Below are 19038 nucleotides of genomic sequence, written 5' to 3'. Positions count from 1 at the left end.
GACGCCGAAGGAATCGCCCTTCTTTCGCTGGGGGCTCCCTGCGCGAATTCCGTGGAGTTCGCAGAGTCTTCCAGCCGCCGACGTCGCGACGCCTTCGCTAGAGTCGGTGTGAACGAGAGCCGATCGAAGTCAGGAGCACTCATGCCCGTCGCCACTCCAGAGCAGTACGCCGACATGCTCGACCGCGCGAAAGCCGGCGGCTTCGCGTACCCCGCCATCAACGTCTCGAGCTCGCAGACGATCAACTCCGTGCTCCAGGGCCTGACCGAGGCAGGTTCCGACGGCATCATCCAGGTGACGACCGGCGGTGCCGACTACTTCGCGGGTCAGACCGTGAAGGCACGTGCGACGGGGGCACTCGCGTTCGCGCGATACGCCACCGAGGTCGCCAAGAACTACCCGATCACCGTCGCCCTCCACACCGACCACTGCCCGAAGGAGGCGCTCCCGAACTTCGTGATGCCCCTCATCGAGGCCTCCGAAGAAGAGGTGCGCGCCGGACGCAACCCGATCTTCCAGTCGCACATGTGGGACGGCTCGGCCGTGCCGCTGGACGAGAACATCGAGATCGCGAAGGACCTCCTGCCGCGGATGAAGAACATCAACGCGATCCTCGAGGTCGAGATCGGTGTCGTCGGCGGCGAAGAAGACGGTGTCAAGCACGAAGGGTCGAACGAGGCGCTCTACACGACCGTCGCAGACGTGACGAAGGCGGTGGAGGCGCTCGGACTCGGCGAACACGGCCGCTACATCTCCGCCCTGACGTTCGGAAACGTCCACGGCGTGTACAAGCCGGGCAACGTCAAGCTCCGTCCCGAGCTGCTCGGCGAGATCCAGGAGGGCATCGCGGCGAAGTTCGGCACGGGGCCGAAGCCGCTGGACCTCGTCTTCCACGGCGGCAGCGGATCGACCGAGGCCGAGATCGCACTCGCCGTGGCCAACGGCGTTGTGAAGATGAACATCGACACCGACACTCAGTACGCGTTCACTCGTTCGATCGCCGGCTACATGTTCTCGAACTACGAGGGCGTGCTGAAGCTCGACGGCGAGGTCGGCAACAAGAAGCAGTACGACCCGCGTGCGTGGGGCAAGGTCGCCGAGACGGCGATGGCCGCGCGTGTCGTCGAGGCGACGCAGCAGCTTGGGTCGGCAGGTCAGTCGCTCGGCGCCTGATCACGCTCCCATCGGCCGCTCTCCGTTGCGACGGAGGGCGGCCGATGCGCGTTGCGGGCCCCGATAGATGTCGAGGATGGTGGGAGCACCCTCGGGCCGATGGGTGACGGTGATCTCGTCGTCCGCGGCGACACGACCCGTCACAAGCACCCGCAGATACGGCCCGAGCCGACGCTCTTCCGAGAAGCGTCGCACCCACCCTCGCTCATCGGCCCCGCCGACCCACCGGGCGAAGGTCTGACACGGGGTGCGGGGCATCGTCACCTCGACCTCGACGCGGTCCCCGATGCGCCACCGCTCCCCCACGAGCGCCGCATTGACATCGATGCCTTCGGTGCGAAGGTTCTCGCCGAACCAGCCCGGCGGAAGGTCACGTCCGAGCTGCTCCGCCCAGTACGCGGCATCCTCCTCGCCGTACGCGTACAGCGCCTTGTCGAGGCCGCCGTGGTGTTTGCGGTCGGCCTGCACGTCGGCGTACACGCCGTAGCTGCCGATCTTCACGGCGCCGTCGACGACCACCTTGTCGATCGCGGTCACACCGACGGCGCCCGCGTCGGATCGGAGGCGGTTGACGGCACAGACGGCGACGAGTCTCGGCATCCCGTCATGATAGGGACCCGTCACCGGCGGCGCATCGCCGCACCCGCGCGAGGTCGGCGTGGCGAGGTCAGCTCAAGGATGTGACGTAGGCGGTGAACGCGGGGTCGCCCAGCAGCGGAACCGACAGGCAGACACTGACGATCACGTAGGTCACGACGGCGCCGACGAGCGGGATCCACCAGGAGGACCGCCCCGCGCGCAGGCGTCGCCACGCGAGCACCGCCGTCAGAACGAACCCGCCCACCATCACGGCTGCGGAGACCGCACCCCACGTCTGGGCTGCGGCGATATTGGTGAACTCCCCGGGAACGCCCATGAGCTCGAGGGTGCGCTCGATCGACGAGGCGAGATCGAGATACCCGATGACCGAGAACAGCACGTTCGCCGCCCCGACCGCCAACAGCAGGATCGTCGCGAGTCGATTCGCGCCACCCGCCGGCTTCGGCGTCGGCGCGGCCATCACAGGCGTCGCTGCGGGGGCTTCGTCGGGAGCGCCTCCGGTCGACAGCAGATCGGTCACCTCAGGCTGTCGGATGCGCGAGCGCTGCTCCTCCTCCGAGGCGTACTCACCGAAGCGCGGGCGCGGGCGCGCCGCCTCATCGCCGACGGTCACGAGCGTGTCCGTCCGCCCAGTGCCCGGTCGTCTCGCTTACCCGCGGCATCCTGACGCAGCTCCTTGGGCAACGAGAACATGAGGTCTTCCTCGGCCGTGCGCACTTCTTCGATGTCGCGGTAGCCGGCCCCTGCCAGGTCGTCGAGCACCTGCTGCACGAGCACTTCGGGAACGGACGCGCCGGAGGTGACCCCCACCGTCTCGACCCCATCGAGCCAGTACTGCTCGACCTCATCGGCATAATCGACGCGGTAGGCGGCCTTTGCCCCGTACTCCAGCGCCACCTCGACGAGGCGGACGCTGTTGGACGAGTTCGCCGAGCCGACGACGATCACGAGGTCGGCATCCTTCGCGACCTTCTTGATCGCCACCTGACGGTTCTGCGTCGCGTAGCAGATGTCGTCCGACGGCGGGTCCTGGAGCTGCGGGAAGCGCTCGCGCAGGCGCCGGACGGTCTCCATCGTCTCGTCGACCGACAGGGTCGTCTGTGAAAGCCACACGACGTTGGACGGATCGCGCACCTCGACGGTGTCGGCGTCCTCAGGAGAGTTGACCACGGTGATGTGATCCGGCGCCTCGCCGGCGGTCCCCTCGACCTCTTCATGTCCGTCGTGACCGATCAGGAGGATCTCATGGTCGGTCTTGGCGAACCGCACGGCCTCCCGGTGGACCTTGGTCACCAGCGGACAGGTCGCGTCGATCGCCTGCAGACCCCGGTCGGACGCGGCGGAAACCACCGCGGGCGACACCCCGTGGGCGCTGAAGACCACGTGCGCGCCCTCGGGGACCTCATCGACCTCCTCGACGAAGATCGCTCCACGCTCTTCGAGTTCGGAGACGACGTGGATGTTGTGGACGATCTGCTTGCGCACGTACACCGGCGCCCCGTAGCGTTCCAGCGCCTTCTCGACGGCGATGATGGCGCGATCGACCCCGGCGCAGTAGCCGCGCGGGGCTGCCAACAGCACCTTCTTCTGTCCGGGCACCGCGATATCCTGAAGCGGTTCGCGCCGCCGAGGCACGCGGGGCACGGGCATGCGGACAGCAGGGGTTGCAGACGCGACGCTCACGATCCCGATTCTACGGGCGCGGCCCTGGACGAAGGCCGAACCCGGCGCGACGAACGAGAGGAACGGATGACGACCTTCCACGCCGCTGAGGTGCCGGGCGAGGCGCCGCCCGCTGATTCGGTGCATCCACGCGATTCGAACGTCGACACGCCCACATCGATCGCGCGACTCAACGACACGATCCGCGGATTCGTCCAGAACTGGGGATCGGTGTGGGTCGAAGGTGAGATCACGTCATGGAACAATCGCGGCGGGCACGTGTTCGGCCGGCTGAAGGACGTGAGCGCCGACGCATCGATCGCCTTCCGCGTGTGGTCCTCGACCCGTCAACGGATGCCGGCGGACCTCGCCGTCGGCGACCACATCGTCGCGTGCGTCAAGCCGGACTATTTCTCCAAGACCGGAGACTTCAGCTTCACCGCCTCCGCCATCCGACACGTCGGTCTCGGCGATCAGCTCGAGCGCCTCGAACGTCTGCGGGCGCAGCTTCGTCGCGAGGGGCTGTTCGATCCGGCTCGCAAGAAGCGTCTGCCCTTCCTTCCCCATCGCATCGGCCTCATCACGGGCGAGAACTCGGATGCCGAGAAAGACGTGCGTCGCAACGCAGAGCTTCGCTGGCCGCATGTCCGCTTCCGCACCCGCCACGTGACGGTGCAAGGCGAACGGTGCGCACCCGAGACGGTCGCTGCGCTCGCCGCGCTCGATGCCGACCCCGAGGTCGATGTCATCATCATCGCGCGCGGCGGGGGCGATCCTCAGACCCTTATGGGTTTCAGTGACGAGAAGCTCGTCCGCGCGGTGGCCGCGGCGTCCACCCCGGTCGTGTCGGCCATCGGCCACGAGAACGACCACCCGCTGCTCGACGACGTCGCCGACCTGCGCGCGTCGACACCCACCGACGCCGCGAAACGGGTCGTACCGGACGTCGCCGAACAACGAGCGGCGATCGGTCAACTGCGCTCGCGTCTGACGACGCGTCTCACCCAGCGGGTCACGCACGACATCGCGCAGCTCGAGCAACTGCGCTCCCGCCCGGTGTTGCGGACGCCCGAGTCGCTGCTCACGGCGCGTGCCCACGAGGTCTATCTGCTCTCTTCTCGCGGTCGTGACCACGTCGATCGGCGTCTTGCCGCGCAACAACAGCGCACCGCGGAACTGCGCGCGGCTCTGCGCGCGCTGTCGCCGGCATCGACCCTCGCCCGCGGCTACGCGATCGCCCACCTCGCCGACGGCACGATCATCCGCGACGCGACCGCAGCCCCGGACGGCACACCCGTCACCGTGACGGTCGAGTCGGGCCGCTTCGCCGCGATCTCGGAAGGCCCTCTCGAGGGCAGCACGTCACCGGCGGGACCCGCCGATGAGCCGAACTAGGATGGACGGCATGACCGAACAGGTGACGCCCGACGTCGACGGGCTCTCGTTCGAGCAGGCGCGCGATGAATTGATCCAGGTCGTCGCGGAGCTCGAACAGGGTGCCCCGACCCTCGAGCAGTCCCTGGCCCTGTGGGAGCGCGGTGAGGCGCTGGCCGCCCGGTGCGAAGACTGGCTCCTCGGCGCCAAACGCCGACTGGATGCTGCGCGCGCCGACGGCGAGCCGGGTGCAGGCGACTGATGGCCGCACGCAGTCCTCGGGTCGTCGCCGAACTCGGGCGCCCCGAGACCGCCGATGAGACCGCCGCGCGCAAGGCGGAGTCTTCTCGCGTCTACCGCTCCAGTCAGACCGCCCGCAACCTGATCGCCGCGCTGATCGTGACCGTCGCGATCGTTGCGGTGATCATCTTCGCGGTACCGCGTGGAACGCCGACCGAGCAGCCCGAGATCGACGTGGCGGCCGCCGCAGACCGCGTGAGTGAAACCGAGGGCCGTGGGGCGCTTTCGCCGAGTGTCTCGGAGGATTGGATCGTCAACCGCGCCTCCGTCGACGGCGATGGGTCCGTCCGCGCCTGGACCATCGTGTACGCCCCCGAAGGCGAAGAGGAACGCGGCTTCCTCCGCGTCGCGCAAGGATTCGAGGCCGACGCCGGCTGGACGGCGCGACTTCTCTCGGGCGCGGCGCCCACCTCGCAGACCACGATCGACGGAGTGGTGTGGGATCGCTACGACGTGGACCCTTCGCGTAGCGGGAACATCTCAGTGGCACTGTCGACCGCTCTCGGCCCCGACACCGTCATCATCTACGGCATCGCCGACGAAGAGCAGCTCGACGACCTTGCGACCGCGGTCAGCGCTGAGGTTGCCACGCTGAGGGAGGACGTACCGTGACAGAACCCACCCCCCAGGTGGTCTGGGACCACATGCGCAGCGGCAACGCCCGGTTCGTCTCGGGAGAGCCGCTCCACCCGCGTCAGGACGTCGAGCGTCGGCACCAGCTGAGCAGCGGACAGCGTCCCCGCGCAGCGCTGTTCGGGTGCTCGGACTCACGGCTGGCCGCGGAGATCATCTTCGATGAGGGTCTGGGAGACCTCTTCGTCGTCCGCAACGCAGGCCAGGTCATCTCCGACTCTGTCGTGGGAAGCCTGGAGTATGCCGTCGCAGTGCTCGAGGTGCCCCTCATCGTGGTGCTCGCCCACGATGAGTGCGGCGCCGTCGGTGCGGCGATCGACAGTACGCGCCTGGACAGTCCGGAACTCCCGATCCACATCTGGCGACAGATCGCACCGATCGTTCCGGCCGCGCGACGCGTCATCCGGGAGTCGACGGTGAACGGCGTGGTGCCCAAAACCGTGGACGCCGAACTTGTGGGCCGCGAGCATCTGCGCGCCACCGTCGCCGCACTCCTCGACTCGTCCGACCTCATCAGCGACGCCATCGCCAGAGGTCGGCTGGGGATCGTCGGGGCGAACTATCGACTTGCCGAAGGCACCGCGATCCCCTCCATCAGCGTGGGCGTCGAGTCCGACGCCTGACGAATCCACCACGAAACGACAAGGAACGACGACGTGACCGAGATCGACTACCGCATCGAGCACGACACGATGGGCGAGGTGCGTGTGCCTCGCGACGCCCTCTACGCTGCACAGACGCAGCGGGCGGTCGAGAACTTCCCGATTTCGGGAGACCGCCTCGAACCCGCACAGATCATCGCACTGGCCCGCATCAAGAAGGCAGCCGCTCTCGCGAACAAGGGCCTCGGAACACTCGACGGATCGATCGCCGACGCCATCGCGCGCGCCGCGGACCGCATCATCGCCGGCGAGTACGCCGATCAGTTCCCGATCGACGTCTACCAGACCGGCAGCGGCACCTCGTCGAACATGAACATGAACGAGGTGCTCGCGACGCTCGCCACCGCCGACCTCGGCAGCACGGTGCACCCCAACGATCACGTCAACGCCTCGCAGTCCTCCAATGATGTGTTCCCGACATCGGTGCACATCGCCGTGACGCAGGAGATCATCGACGACCTGATCCCCGGTCTCGATCACCTCGCGGTCGCGCTCGAGGCGAAGGCCGAGGAGTGGAAGGAGGTCGTCAAGTCCGGCCGCACCCACCTCATGGACGCGACGCCCGTGACCCTCGGACAGGAGTTCGGGGGCTACGCCCGCCAGATTCGGCTCGGCATCGAGCGAGTCCAGGCGGTGATTCCCCGCGTGGCCGAGGTTCCGCTCGGCGGCACCGCGGTCGGCACCGGCATCAACACCCCGATCGGTTTCCCGCAGAAGGTGCTCGAGCTCATCGTGGCCGATACCGAGCTGCCGATCACCGAAGCACGCGACCACTTCGAAGCGCAGGCCAACCGCGATGCCCTGGTCGAAGCATCCGGCGCGCTGCGGACGATCGCGGTGTCGCTGACGAAGATCAACAACGACATCCGCTGGATGGGGTCCGGCCCCAACACCGGACTCGGCGAGCTGCACATCCCCGATCTGCAACCCGGCTCGTCGATCATGCCCGGAAAGGTCAATCCGGTCGTGCCCGAGGCGACGCTGATGGTGTGCGCGCGGGTCATCGGCAACGACGCGACGATCGCGTGGGCAGGCGCGTCGGGTTCGTTCGAACTCAACGTCGCGATCCCCGTGATGGGCTCCGCGCTCCTGGAGTCGATCGAGCTGCTCGCGAACGCGTCGCGACTGCTCGCCGACAAGACGATCGACGGACTCGCGCCGAATCTCGATCGCACCGCCGCGTACGCGGGCATGTCCCCCTCGATCGTCACGCCGCTCAACAAGCTCATCGGCTACGAAGCGGCGGCGAAGATCGCGAAGCACTCGGTTGCGCACGGTGTCACTGTCCGCGAAGCCGTCATCGACCTCGGCTATGTCGAACGGGGCGAACTGACGATCGAGCAGTTGGACGAGAAGCTCGATCTGCTGTCGATGACCCACCCGGGCTGACCGCGCTCCTCCCACGGCGAGCGGTGTGGCGCGTCATAATCGGATTGTGGCCCGAACACCACGTCTCGCCTCGGCCAGGGTTCGCATCCTGGGTGCCGTGCTCGCTGTCGCGGGCGTCGGTCTCGCCGTCGTGGGGAGCATTACCTTCCTCGTCCAGCGCGAGTCGGTCCTCGCCGACGTCGACGCACGGTTGACCTCCCAAGTCGAGGCGCTCCAGCAGGTGGCCGACACGGCAGTCGACGGAACGGCGGCGTCGGTGGAGTCCTACCTCAACGATGCCGTGCGGCTCCTGGTCGCGGGTGAGAACGAGGCGAGCGTCGCCGTGGTCGACGGTGTCGCGCGGTTCCGCCCCTCGACCCTCTCGGGCTTCGACATCTCGGACGACACCGCGTTCATCGATCGCGTCACGGCGGAAGTCACCGCAAAGGATGCCGCCGTCATCGGGACGGCGGCGACCGACCACGGCGCGTTGCGATACGTCGCCGTCCCGATCCGTATCGAGGGCGACGAGAGCGTCGGCGTGTACGTCCGCGCAGTCGATCTCAGCGCAGAGCTCGGTCCGGTGGTCAAGGCGACGATCACCTATACGGTCGCCTCGTGCCTCGTGCTCGTCGTCGCCGGTATCGTCGGGTGGTTCGTGACCGGACGGCTGCTGTCACCGATCCGGCACCTTCGCGACACCGCCGACTCCATCACGCTCACCGACCTCTCGCCGCGTCTTCCCGCGGAAGGCAACGATGAGATCGCGGACCTTTCCCGCACGGTCAACTCGATGCTGGACCGACTCGAGGCGTCCGTGGACGTGCAACGGCAGTTGCTCGACGATGTGCGCCATGAGCTCAAGACGCCGATCACGATCGTCCGCGGCCACCTCGAGCTCATGGACCCCCGGGACGCCACCGACGTCGAGTTCGCCCGCGACCTCGGAATCACCGAACTCGACCGCATGACGCGTTTGGTCGAGGACATCGATCTGCTCGCGTCCGTCGAGGGCGGCTCGTTCGCCACCGATCCGATCGACCTCGCGGCGTTGACCGCGCGCGTCGGAGAACTCGTTGCCGTCATCCCCGGGCATGCATGGCACGTAGAGCGCGCCGCATCGGGCCGGTTCTCGGGAGATCAGGACCGGCTCCTTCAAGCATGGTTGCAGCTCGCCGACAACGCGGCCAAGTACACCCCGGAGGGTTCTCCGATCGAGCTCGGCAGTGACCACGACGGCGACGGGATCCGCCTCTGGGTACGCGACCACGGCGCCGGAATTCCCCCGTCGGCGCGACGGACGATCTTCCGTCGCTTCGATCGCGCGCACGGCAAGCGCACGGTGGGCGGTTCCGGGCTCGGGCTGGCGATCGTCGAGGCGATCGCAAAGGCCCACGGTGGGCATTGCGCCGTGACGGACTCATCCGGCGGTGGCGCAACCTTCACCATCCACCTGCCTCCGCCTGTGGGCGCCGCGGCGCTTCCGGAGCCCGTGCGCGCGGGCGATGTCGTCCTTCAGAGAGAGGCCGCAGGATGACCCACATCCTCATCGTCGAAGACGAACCGTACATCGCCGCGTTCATCAGTCGCGGTCTGACCGAGGCCGGCTACGAGACGACGATCGCCGATGACGGTGCCGCCGGGCTTGAGATCGCGCTCTCGGGCGGGCCTGACATCGTCCTGCTCGATATCGGCCTCCCCACGATGGACGGGTTCGAGGTGCTTCGCGAGCTTCGGGCGCGAAACACGACCCTCCCCGTGATCATGCTCACGGCCCGCTCGAGCACGCGCGACACGGTCGAAGGTCTCGACGCCGGGGCGAGCGACTACATCGCCAAGCCGTTCACCTTCGAAGAACTGCTCGCGCGCGTGCGGTCCCGCCTGCGCGAGACGGCACCGCAACGCAGCGTCGTCCTCACGCAGGGCGATGTCGTGCTGGACATCCTCGCGCGCAAGGCGAGCGTGGCCGGTGTCGAGGTCGAACTGTCGGCCCGTGAGTTCGCCCTCGCCGAGCAGTTCCTGCGGCATCCCGGGACGGTGCTGACCCGTGAACAGCTTCTCAGTCGGGTATGGAGCCTCGATTTCGATCCCGGATCGAACATCGTCGATGTGTACGTGCGCTACTTGCGCGGCAAGTTGGGCGCGCACCACATCGTCACCGTGCGAGGCACCGGCTACCGCTGGCAGTGAAAGGAGGAGCCCCCGGCGCTGGGGGACGCCGGGGGCTCGGGCCGGTCGCAAGGACCGGCGGTGTCAATCACCCCGGTCTGGGGAACCGTGTGATCGACCTTCGACTCCATCGCGCTGGGCGGATCGCCCATCGCGGGAGGTGATGCCCGAGGGGGCGGGCATGGGCCCGGCGTCGTCGCCAGGCTTCGACCACGAGCGACGGTCATCGCCGTGCTTCTCGTGGAGTTCAGTGGTGAGTTCTTGGTTCGTCGCGTGCTCTGCGCCGTGCGACGGGGGCGGGGTATCGGTCTCGCCCTTCCAGGAGCGGAACCACTCCCGGATCTGCGCGCCGCTCCAGCCGTATTCGTCGGCCCAGGCGGCCACGAGGCCCCAATCCTCGGCGGCGAACGCCGCAACGACCTCGTCGTACTCGGGCGTGTGCTCGGGGACCGATTCCGTGTCCTGAGCCGGACGGCCAGGGCCCGGAACGATCACCGGCGCCGGCGCCGTCACGGTCTCGGTGGGCGGTGTCGGGCCGGGGCGCGCCGATGCCGCGACATCCGCCGTCACCGCGGGCGCCGGCGTGGCCGGCGCCACGCGCGGTGCAGCGGTGATGTCCACTCGCGGACCCAGGATGGTACGCCCCGGTGAGTCGGCGAGGGCGGCGGCGTTCGTGGCGAGCACAGAGCCGAGCGCGATGGCGGCGACGACGAAGGCTGATCCCCCGCCGAGCGCAAGACGCGTACGACCGTCCATGTGCGCCTCCGTCCATCAGCCCGCGGATTTTCCGCTCCCCATGCGGCGATGTGCCATCTCTATGGTGACAGGCGGATGAGGCTCGGACGGCGTCAGGGGATGAGACTTCTCTCATTCATGCGTATCGAGGGATCAGGGTTTCACGCGAGCTCGCCGGCCTCCAAGAGGTCGGTGACGAGCGCAGCGATCGCCGAACGCTCCGAGCGGGTCAGGGTGATGTGCGCGAAGAGGTCGTGCCCCTTGAGCGTTTCGATCACCGACGCCACGCCGTCATGGCGGCCCACCCGAAGGTTGTCCCGCTGTCCGACGTCGTGAGTGAGGACAACGCGGGAGTTCTGGCCCATGCGACTGAGCACGGTCAGCAGGACGTTCCGCTCGAGGGACTGCGCTTCGTCGACGATCACGAACGCGTCGTGCAGCGAACGCCCGCGGATATGGGTGAGCGGAAGGACTTCGAGGATGCCGCGCTCGATCACTTCATCGATGACGTTGCCCGAGACGACAGAGCCCAGCGTGTCGTAGACCGCCTGACCCCACGGGTTCATCTTCTCTTGCTGGTCTCCCGGGAGGTACCCGAGCTCTTGGCCTCCGACGGCGAAGAGGGGTCGGAACACGATGATCTTCTTCTGCTGCTGCCTCTCCAGCACCGCCTCCAGTCCCGCGCACAGAGCGAGCGCAGACTTGCCGGTTCCCGCCCGTCCGCCGAGCGAGACGATGCCGACGTCGGGATCGAGGAGCACATCGATGGCGATGCGCTGCTCAGCCGAACGCCCGTGCAGACCGAAGACTTCGCGATCGCCCCGGACGAGCGAGAAGGCGCCGTCACCGGTGACCCGGCCGAGGGCGGACCCTCGCTCTGAGTGGATGATGAGCCCCGTGTTGGCAGGCAGACCGCGCACGTCGTCGTTCGACGCGACCTCGCTCTCGTACAGATCGCTCATGTCGTCGCCCGAGATATCGATTTCCGCGATGCCGGTCCACCCCGAGTCCACCGCCTGCTCCGCGAGATATTCCTCCGCGGTCACGCCGATCGATGCGGCCTTGACTCGCATGGGGAGGTCTTTCGAGACGACTGTGACGTCCTGCCCGTCTTGAGCGAGATGCATGGCCACCGAAAGGATGCGGGTGTCGTTGTCGCCCAGGCGCATCCCCGAAGGCAAGACCGATGCGTCGGTGTTGTTCAGCTCGACTCGCAGGGTTCCCCCGTCACCGGCGGGCACGGGAAAGTCGAGGCGACCGTGCTCGACACGTAGGCCATCGAGGTGGCGCAGCGCCTGTCGCGCGAAGTAGCCGATCTCGGGATCGTGTCGCTTCTTCTCGAGCTCGGTGATCACGACGACCGGGATCACGACGTTGTGCTCGGCGAAACGGAAGAGCGCCCGGGGATCGCTCAGGAGGACCGAGGTATCGAGCACGTAGGTGCGCAGATCCTGCTCCACCCCGTCGATCGTCTCGGTGTTCCGACTGCGCTGCTGCTGTGGTGCTCGTGTGGTCACAACCCGCTCCCGCCCCGGGTGTCTCACCCGGCAGTCACGAGTCGACCAGGGGTCACGAGTCGCGATCCGAAAGGCCGACTCGAACAGGCGCTTTGCCCGTTGCCATGACAGTACGACGTTGCTCCGACATCGATGAGATGCCCGATGCGGCGTGTCGGTTACGAGTGCGTGAATTCACCAGACACGGGTGGCGGCGAACGCCGCGAGCGCGTCCCCGAACAGTCGCAGGGTGTTCGCGCCGCTACCGACGTGCGGGGCCACCCGGACGAGGTTCGCGCGCACCGTCACAGTGATCCCGTGGTTTGCAAGGGATGCCGCCAGCGGCGCGGCATCCCTCACCGCCGGCGCCAAGGTGACGATGCCCGCGCGCGACTCCGCTTCGCGCGGCGTGAGGACGGGCACTTCGTAGCGGTCGGCCATGAACATGACGTCACCGGTGCGTTGCGCGAGTTCGCGTTCGATGACGTCGACGCCGACGTCGCGCACCTCGCGGAGGGCGGTCGCCAATCGCGCGGCAGCAAGCGCGTCGGGAACCGAGATCGTGAAGGCCTGCGCCGAGGCGACGGGCGGAGGCACGTCGCCGGACCCATCGTCGGGTTCGGCCCCGGTCACCCCGGAGAGCACCGGAACGAGTCGCTCGAGGGCTCGCTGACCGAACCATGCGAAGCCCGTGCCGCGGCCGGCGCGCAGCCACGTCGAGCCGCTCGCTGAGACGACGTCGGCGGCGGAGAATTCGGCCTGCAGGGTTCCTGCCCCCTGGGCGGCATTGACGATGAGCAGGCGGTCTCCGAGAACCTCGCGCAGTGCGGTCAGGTCGACGCGGTGTCCGGTGCGGGCATCGACGAGACTCACGGCGAGCGCGGTGGTGTCGTCGGTCAGTGCCTCGCGCACCACCTCGGCCGTGACACGCCCGTCGACCGGGTCGAGCCACTGCAGATCGAGGCCCCGAGCCTCGGACGCCCGAGCGGCGGTGACGGTGAGCGACGCGTGTTCCGCGCGCGAGAGCATGAGCGTGCCGGACAACCCGTGGATCGCCTGCATCAACCCGATCGTGGTCGAGGGTTGCAGCGTCACCTGCGCCGCATCCACCCCCCACAGCTCCGCCACGAGTTCCTGTGTGTCGCGAGCGTGCTCGGCGACGAGGTCGATGCTCGAGCGCCTCCCCGATCCCAGCAACTCGGCGTCGGCCGACGACTCGGCCCGCACCGCCGGCGACAGCGGCCCGAACGACGCCCAGTCGAGATAGCCGGGTTCTCCGTCGAACGACTGCTGATAGGGCTCGAGGTCGATCACCGTGTCATTCTGGCAGAAGCCCGCTGACGGCGGCGCGGTGCCGCGACCCGGCTCACCCCCCGTAGCGCCGATCGCGGTCCGCGTAGTCACGAATCGCGCGGAGGAAGTCGACCTCGCGCAAGTCAGGCCCGAGCGCCTCGACGAAGTAGAACTCCGAGTGCGCCGACTGCCAGAGAAGGAAGTCGCTCAGTCGCTGCTCTCCGCTGGTGCGGATGACGAGGTCCGGGTCGGGGAGCCCGCCGGTATAGAGGTGCTCGCCGATCTGCTCGGGGGTGAGGCTTTCGGCAAGTTCTTCCAACGAGCCCCCGGACTTGTCATGATGCGCGATGATGCTCCGCACTGCGTCGACGATCTCGCCTCTCCCGCCGTACCCGACCGCGAGATTGACGTGCAGGCCGGTGTTTCCCCGGGTCCGTTCCTCGGCGTCCTTGAGCACGCCGGCGAGATCGTCGGGGAGTCCCTCCATGCGTCCGACGTGTTGCACGCGCCAGTCCCTCTCACGCGAGAGCCCCTCGACCAGATCGGCGATGATCTCGACGAGGTCGTCGAGTTCGCGCGAGTCCCGCTTGAGCAGGTTGTCGTTCGACAAGAGGTACAGCGATACGACCTTCACGCCGATGTCATCGCACCACTCGAGGAACTCCCGCATCTTCGCTGCGCCGGCGCGGTGGCCGTGTGCCGCGGATTCGTAGCCGAGCTGCCGCGCCCAACGCCGGTTGCCGTCGATCATCATGGCGACGTGCTGCGGGACGGCGCTGCGATCGATCCGTCGCCGAAGCCGGCTGATGTACAGCCGGTAGAGGGGGCCTCTGCCCGCGTTCGACGAGTCGCGCGCCACGGTCCTACGCTACCGTGACGACGCGGCGTGCATCCTGTGAAACTGCGTCTCATCAGGTGTGAGACTCGGCATGTGCCCCCATGGGCATGTGGGGCGGCCTACCCTGGAGTCGTGAGCCGCCGCACCCGCCTTCCTTCCGCCCCCGAGGTTCCCGTGCTTCCCCTGATGGAAGCCGCGGACGACGATGCGGCCATCGCCGAGATCAAGCCCACATGGCGCGGGTGGATCCACGCGGCGACCTTTCCCGTCGCCATCGCCGCCGGCATCGTCCTGATCGTGCTGGCCGACGGCGCCCCGGCCAAGTGGGCAGCCGCGGTCTTCATGGCGACGTCGTTGCTCCTGTTCGGCAACTCCGCCCTGTATCACCGCTTCAACTGGTCCCCGAAAACCAAGGCGGTACTCAAGCGCATCGACCACGCGAACATCCTGCTCCTCATCGCGGGAACGTACACGCCGCTCGCGACGCTCGCGCTTCCACCGGATCAGGGCATCCTCCTGCTGTCGCTGGTGTGGGGCGGGGCGCTCCTCGGCATCCTGTTCCGCGTCTTCTGGATCGACGCGCCGCGTTGGCTGTACGTCGCCCTGTACCTGCTTCTGGGCTGGGCAGCGGTGATGTACATGGTGCCGTTGTTCCAGGCGAGTGTCCCGATGATGATCCTCGTGATCGTCGGCGGACTGCTGTACACCGTGGGCGCCGTCGCCTACGCACTCAAGCGCCCGAACCCGTGGCCGGGCCACTTCGGTTTCCACGAGATCTTCCACGTGTGCACGGTGCTGGCGTTCCTGTGCCACTGGACCGCGTGCTTGATCATCGCGCTCGCACCGCTGTCACCGTCGTTGGGGATTCCGAGCTGAGCACGGACGCGCCTCAGCGCGGGTCCGACTCACCGCCGGCAGGGCGCTCGGATTCACCGGGCTCCCCCGGCTCATCCGCATCGTCCTGGGCCGCACGCGCGGCTGCGGCATCCTGCTCGGCACGCAGCTCGTCACGAAGGTCGGCGCGAACGCGGCCGCGGCGGATGCGGCGCATCATGTCGAGGACCAGCAGGATCACGACGACCGTGATGATCGCGATGATCGCGAAGCCCAGCGGACCAGGGGTGACGAGTTCCGGGTCGACCGTCATCGACGGTGTCGGCACAGGCGTCTCGTCGACGCCGGCGATCAGAGCGATCGCGTCGTACATGCTGTCCTCTGTTCCGCGCTCGAGCGCATAGCCTGGAGTCTCCAGCCTAATCTTCCGCGCCACGAGAGACCGACCGCATGACGACCCAGCAGATGCTCGACGAACGCTACGGCCGGCGTCGCGCTTCGTCCGCGCGGTGGGTCATCGTCGTCGCGATCGCGGTCGGTGCGGTACTCACCGGCCTCCTGGCGTGGAGCACGATCTCGTCCGCTCTCGAGTCGGTCGACGTACGCACGACCGGGTACGAGATCGTCGATGAGCGCACCGTCGTTCTGAACCTTCAGTTCACCGCGCCGACCGGCCGCGGTGTCGCCTGCGCCCTGGAGGCACAAGACGAGGAGCACGGCGTCGTGGGATGGAAGATCGTGGAGTACGAGCCCTCGGACCAGCATGCGCGCGCCTTCGAAGAGGTCATCCCCACCACCGCTGAGGCGACGTCGGGTTTTGTCAACTCCTGCTGGGTGACGTAGTCTGTTGCGAACGACGCCCTGGCACGTGCCGGGGCGTTCTCCGTATCCCCCAGACGAGGAGAGATCGACGTGTCCAGCGATGCCCCGGTGACCTTCCTGACCCAGGATGCCTACGACCGCCTGCAGGCTGAGCTCGAGCAGCTCACCACGGTCGGGCGTGAAGAGATCGCCAAGCGCATCGAAGCGGCGCGCGAAGAGGGTGACCTCAAGGAGAACGGCGGGTACCACGCCGCCAAGGACGAACAGGGCAAGCAGGAGGCCCGCATCCGCACCCTGCAGCAGCTTCTGCGCGACGCACAGGTCGGAACAGCCCCTGCCAGCAACGGAGTCGTCGAGTCCGGCACGGTCGTCACGGCACTCGTCGCGGGGGGCGAAGAGGTCTTCCTCCTCGGTAGCCGCGAGATCGCCGCGGGTTCGGAACTCGACGTCTACAGCGAGGCTTCGCCGCTCGGTGCGGCCATCCTCGGCCTGAAGGAGGGCGAGAAGACGACGTACGAGGCCCCGAACGGTCGCGAGATCGCCGTCGAGGTCGTCAAGGTCGAGACCTACTCGGGCCAGTGACGACTCGCCGACTCAGTCGGCGACGACGGTCGGAGCGAACCCGGCCGCATCCAACACCGAGATGACGTGGGCTCGGTGCTCTTCGCCGCGCGTCTCGACACTCAGCTGCAGGATCACCTCGCTGATCTGCAGGCCTTGGCCGTGACGCGTGTGCAGTACCTCGATCACGTTGGCGCCCGCTTGAGAGAGCAGTTCCGACACCCGCGCCAGCTGCCCGGGGCGGTCCGGCAGCGGGATGCGCAACGTCATGTAGCGACCGGATGCCGCAAGCCCGTGGGCGACGACGCGCTGGAGGAGCAGCGGGTCGATGTTGCCGCCGGAGAGGACACTCACGACCGGCCCCTCGGCCTGCACCTTACCGGCCAGAATCGCCGCAACTCCGGCGGCGCCCGCCGGTTCGACGACCTGCTTGGCCCGCTCCAACAGCACCAGGAGCGCCCGGGCGATGTCGTCGTCGCTGACCGTGACGACCTCGTCGACGTGCTCGCGGATCATCTCGAACGGCAGGTCTCCGGGACGGGCGACCGCGATACCGTCCGCGATCGTGGGTCGGGTCTCGACTTCGATCGGATGACCGGCGGCGAGAGACGACGGATAGGCGGCGGAGTTCTCGGCCTGCACGCCGATGATCCGCACGGTCCGCCCCGCGGCCGCGGCACGTGCCTTGATCGCTGCGGCGACACCGGCGATGAGTCCCCCGCCACCGATGCCCATCACGACGGTGTCGAGGTCGGGCACCTCGTCCCAGAGCTCGAGACCGAGGGTTCCCTGCCCCGCGATGACGTCCGGGTGGTCGAACGGATGGATGAACACCGCGCCGGTACGCTCGGCGAACTCGGCGGCCAGCCGCAATGGCGTCTCGACCGTGGCGCCCTCGAGGATCACGTCGGCACCGTAGCCGCGCGTGGCAAGGAGCTTGGGAACGGGAACGCCGAGCGGCATGAAGATGGTCGCCGCAATGCCGAGTTCTTGCGCCGCGAGCGCGACGCCCTGCGCATGGTTGCCGGCGGATGCTGCGACGACGCCACGCGCACGTTCTTCGGCGGTCAACCTCGACAGGCGGTACGTTGCTCCGCGCACTTTGAACGAGCCGGTGCGCTGGAGGTTCTCGAGCTTGAGGTAGGCCGGCACGCCGAGAATGTCGCTGAGATGCTGCGACGGTTCCAGCGGAGTGCGTGAAGCCACGCCTGCCAGGGATGCCGCCGCATCCTCGAAAGACGTGATCGTCGGTGGGGTGAGCCGGGTCTGCGGGGTCGTCACGCGGTCTTCCTCCTCGGGCGGGGAACGGTGCTCCAGATGTAGTCCCCTGTCGGCGGTGCGGCGGATTCCCATCCGCGTTTGCTCAGGTACACCGCGACGACGTTGACGAAGGCAGCGAGCGGAACGGCGAACAGCGCGCCGGGGATGCCCGCGATCATCGCGCCTCCCGCAACGACGAGTACGACGGCGAGGGGGTGCACCTTGACCGCCGACCCCATCAGGAGCGGCTGGAGGACGTGCCCTTCGAGCTGCTGGACGCCGAGCACGACGACGAGCATCCACAGCGCGATCCACGGGCCGTTGTAGACCAGCGCCAAGAAGACGGCGAGCGCACCGGTGATGATCGCGCCGACGAACGGGATGAAGGCACCGAGGAACACCAGGACGGCCACCGGGATCGCCAGGGGGACTCCGAGGAGGAACGCGCCGAGGCCGATGCCGATGGCGTCGATCGTCGCCACCAGCAACTGGGTGCGGGCATAGTTGACGACGGTCTTCCACCCTTGTTTGGCAGCCCCGTCGACCGCCGGCCGCGCGGCGCGCGGGAAGATTCGTGTCGTCCACCTCCAGATGCCGGCCCCATCGGCGAGGAGGCAGAGCAGGATGAACAGCGCGAGGATCGCCCCCGTGACGACGTGCCCGAGGGTCGTGCCGATGGCGAGGGCCCCCGACAGCAGCAGTTCGGCCTGCTGCTGGAGGAACATCCAGGCCTGATCGAGCAGACCGTCGATCTGTCCGGCGGTGAGGTGCAGCGGCCCGTCGATGAGGTACTGCCGGAACTCCGTCATGGCGACCACGGTGCTCTCTTGCACCGACGACCATTGGCGGGTGATTTGCCACACCGCCAGCCAGAACAGGCCCGTCACGACCGCGATCGCGGTGAGCACCGCGATGATGATCGCGAGCCACTTGGGCACGCGGCGGCGAAGCATCCACGTGAATCCGGGCCACAGCAGTGCGGTGACGAGGATCGAAATGAGCAGCGGGATGACGAGGAGCTTCAGCTGGATGATGAGCCAGATGAGCACGGCGGCTGCGGCGGCGATGACGATGAGCCGCCACGAGTAGGCGGTGGCGACGCGCAGACCGCGCGGAACGCTGGCTGCCGTGTCCGTCGTGACGACGCGGCTACGATCGCGAAGGGCGTCGAAGATCGACCCGCGCGATGTGGCGCTGGCGCGCTCGCCGCGCTCGGGCTCGGTACCGCTCATCCGGCCAGTCTAGGCGCGGCGCATTC

The 19038-nt window shown here is 67.9% G+C and carries 21 protein-coding genes; 11 read left to right on the top strand and 10 right to left on the bottom strand.

Going from position 1 to position 19038, the window contains the following annotated elements:
* Window positions 1–141: 141 nt before the first annotated feature.
* Window positions 142–1173 carry a class II fructose-bisphosphate aldolase gene (fbaA, locus tag ACFQZV_RS07200; protein WP_378750258.1) on the top strand — a complete coding sequence of 344 codons (1032 nt, stop codon included), beginning with the start codon at window positions 142–144 and terminating at the stop codon, window positions 1171–1173.
* Here fbaA and ACFQZV_RS07195 read toward each other — a convergent pair whose 3' ends face one another.
* The 3 genes from ACFQZV_RS07195 to ACFQZV_RS07185 all read right to left on the bottom strand — a co-directional run bounded on the left by ACFQZV_RS07195 (window position 1174) and on the right by ACFQZV_RS07185 (window position 3423).
* On the bottom strand, window positions 1174–1773 hold the full coding sequence (locus ACFQZV_RS07195) for an MOSC domain-containing protein (protein ID WP_378750260.1): 600 nt from the start codon (window positions 1771–1773) through the stop codon (window positions 1174–1176). It lies immediately after the preceding gene.
* A gap of 67 nt (window positions 1774–1840) precedes the next feature.
* Window positions 1841–2386 carry a DUF6264 family protein gene (locus ACFQZV_RS07190; RefSeq protein ID WP_378750262.1) on the bottom strand — a complete coding sequence of 182 codons (546 nt, stop codon included), beginning with the start codon at window positions 2384–2386 and terminating at the stop codon, window positions 1841–1843.
* On the bottom strand, window positions 2383–3423 hold the full coding sequence (locus tag ACFQZV_RS07185) for a 4-hydroxy-3-methylbut-2-enyl diphosphate reductase (protein ID WP_378750421.1): 1041 nt from the start codon (window positions 3421–3423) through the stop codon (window positions 2383–2385). Before ACFQZV_RS07185 ends, ACFQZV_RS07190 begins: the two co-directional genes overlap by 4 nt.
* A gap of 99 nt (window positions 3424–3522) precedes the next feature.
* Here ACFQZV_RS07185 and xseA point away from each other — a divergent pair, with 99 nt between their 5' ends.
* Genes xseA through ACFQZV_RS07150 form a run of 7 tightly spaced genes read left to right on the top strand, consistent with a single transcriptional unit; the run spans window position 3523 to window position 9962 of the window.
* Window positions 3523–4830: an exodeoxyribonuclease VII large subunit gene (xseA, locus tag ACFQZV_RS07180; RefSeq protein WP_378750264.1), complete on the top strand. Its 1308-nt coding sequence runs from the start codon at window positions 3523–3525 to the stop codon at window positions 4828–4830.
* Between the two features lies 1 nt (window position 4831).
* Window positions 4832–5071, top strand: a complete 240-nt coding sequence (locus ACFQZV_RS07175; protein WP_378750265.1) for an exodeoxyribonuclease VII small subunit — start codon at window positions 4832–4834, stop codon at window positions 5069–5071.
* The gene (locus ACFQZV_RS07170; RefSeq protein ID WP_378750267.1) at window positions 5071–5721 is read left to right on the top strand and encodes a DUF4245 family protein; all 651 of its coding nucleotides are present in this window, start codon (window positions 5071–5073) and stop codon (window positions 5719–5721) included. Before ACFQZV_RS07175 ends, ACFQZV_RS07170 begins: the two co-directional genes overlap by 1 nt.
* Before the next feature lie 32 nt (window positions 5722–5753).
* Entirely contained in the window at window positions 5754–6365 is a 612-nt protein-coding gene (locus tag ACFQZV_RS07165) for a carbonic anhydrase (protein ID WP_378750422.1), read from the top strand.
* A gap of 33 nt (window positions 6366–6398) precedes the next feature.
* Entirely contained in the window at window positions 6399–7793 is a 1395-nt protein-coding gene (locus ACFQZV_RS07160; protein WP_378750269.1) for a class II fumarate hydratase, read from the top strand.
* 46 nt (window positions 7794–7839) lie between these two features.
* Window positions 7840–9309 (top strand): sensor histidine kinase, encoded by a 1470-nt coding sequence (locus ACFQZV_RS07155; RefSeq protein WP_378750271.1) that lies wholly within the window; start codon window positions 7840–7842, stop codon window positions 9307–9309.
* Window positions 9306–9962 carry a response regulator transcription factor gene (locus ACFQZV_RS07150; RefSeq protein ID WP_378750273.1) on the top strand — a complete coding sequence of 219 codons (657 nt, stop codon included), beginning with the start codon at window positions 9306–9308 and terminating at the stop codon, window positions 9960–9962. The genes ACFQZV_RS07155 and ACFQZV_RS07150 overlap by 4 nt, the downstream gene beginning before the upstream one ends.
* A gap of 63 nt (window positions 9963–10025) precedes the next feature.
* On the opposite strand, the gene ACFQZV_RS07145 is transcribed toward ACFQZV_RS07150, so the two are convergent.
* The 4 genes from ACFQZV_RS07145 to ACFQZV_RS07130 form a co-directional block, all read right to left on the bottom strand.
* Complete coding sequence (locus tag ACFQZV_RS07145; protein WP_378750275.1) at window positions 10026–10697, bottom strand: hypothetical protein; 672 nt, start codon at window positions 10695–10697, stop codon at window positions 10026–10028.
* A 140-nt stretch (window positions 10698–10837) separates the two neighbouring features.
* Window positions 10838–12193: a PhoH family protein gene (locus ACFQZV_RS07140; RefSeq protein ID WP_378750277.1), complete on the bottom strand. Its 1356-nt coding sequence runs from the start codon at window positions 12191–12193 to the stop codon at window positions 10838–10840.
* 174 nt (window positions 12194–12367) lie between these two features.
* The gene (locus tag ACFQZV_RS07135) at window positions 12368–13486 is read right to left on the bottom strand and encodes an aminotransferase class V-fold PLP-dependent enzyme (RefSeq protein ID WP_378750279.1); all 1119 of its coding nucleotides are present in this window, start codon (window positions 13484–13486) and stop codon (window positions 12368–12370) included.
* Window positions 13487–13538: 52 nt separating this feature from the next.
* The gene (locus tag ACFQZV_RS07130) at window positions 13539–14324 is read right to left on the bottom strand and encodes an isoprenyl transferase (RefSeq protein WP_378750281.1); all 786 of its coding nucleotides are present in this window, start codon (window positions 14322–14324) and stop codon (window positions 13539–13541) included.
* Between the two features lie 165 nt (window positions 14325–14489).
* On the opposite strand from ACFQZV_RS07130, the gene trhA reads away from it, so the two are divergent.
* On the top strand, window positions 14490–15179 hold the full coding sequence (trhA, locus tag ACFQZV_RS07125) for a PAQR family membrane homeostasis protein TrhA (RefSeq protein WP_378750424.1): 690 nt from the start codon (window positions 14490–14492) through the stop codon (window positions 15177–15179).
* 13 nt (window positions 15180–15192) lie between these two features.
* Here trhA and ACFQZV_RS07120 read toward each other — a convergent pair whose 3' ends face one another.
* Window positions 15193–15510, bottom strand: a complete 318-nt coding sequence (locus tag ACFQZV_RS07120; RefSeq protein WP_378750283.1) for a hypothetical protein — start codon at window positions 15508–15510, stop codon at window positions 15193–15195.
* A gap of 77 nt (window positions 15511–15587) precedes the next feature.
* On the opposite strand from ACFQZV_RS07120, the gene ACFQZV_RS07115 reads away from it, so the two are divergent.
* Entirely contained in the window at window positions 15588–15980 is a 393-nt protein-coding gene (locus ACFQZV_RS07115; protein ID WP_378750285.1) for a DUF4307 domain-containing protein, read from the top strand.
* A gap of 69 nt (window positions 15981–16049) precedes the next feature.
* Window positions 16050–16541 carry a transcription elongation factor GreA gene (gene greA, locus ACFQZV_RS07110; protein ID WP_378750287.1) on the top strand — a complete coding sequence of 164 codons (492 nt, stop codon included), beginning with the start codon at window positions 16050–16052 and terminating at the stop codon, window positions 16539–16541.
* 12 nt (window positions 16542–16553) lie between these two features.
* On the opposite strand, the gene ilvA is transcribed toward greA, so the two are convergent.
* Window positions 16554–17801, bottom strand: coding sequence for a threonine ammonia-lyase (ilvA, locus tag ACFQZV_RS07105; protein WP_378750289.1), 1248 nt, complete (start codon window positions 17799–17801; stop codon window positions 16554–16556).
* Window positions 17798–19012, bottom strand: a complete 1215-nt coding sequence (locus tag ACFQZV_RS07100; protein ID WP_378750291.1) for an AI-2E family transporter — start codon at window positions 19010–19012, stop codon at window positions 17798–17800. The genes ilvA and ACFQZV_RS07100 overlap by 4 nt, the downstream gene beginning before the upstream one ends.
* Window positions 19013–19038: the final 26 nt, after the last annotated feature.

This window comes from Microbacterium koreense, assembly GCF_042677105.1.
Lineage (GTDB): Bacteria > Actinomycetota > Actinomycetes > Actinomycetales > Microbacteriaceae > Microbacterium > Microbacterium koreense.
This window is presented reverse-complemented; position numbering and strand designations above follow the sequence as displayed.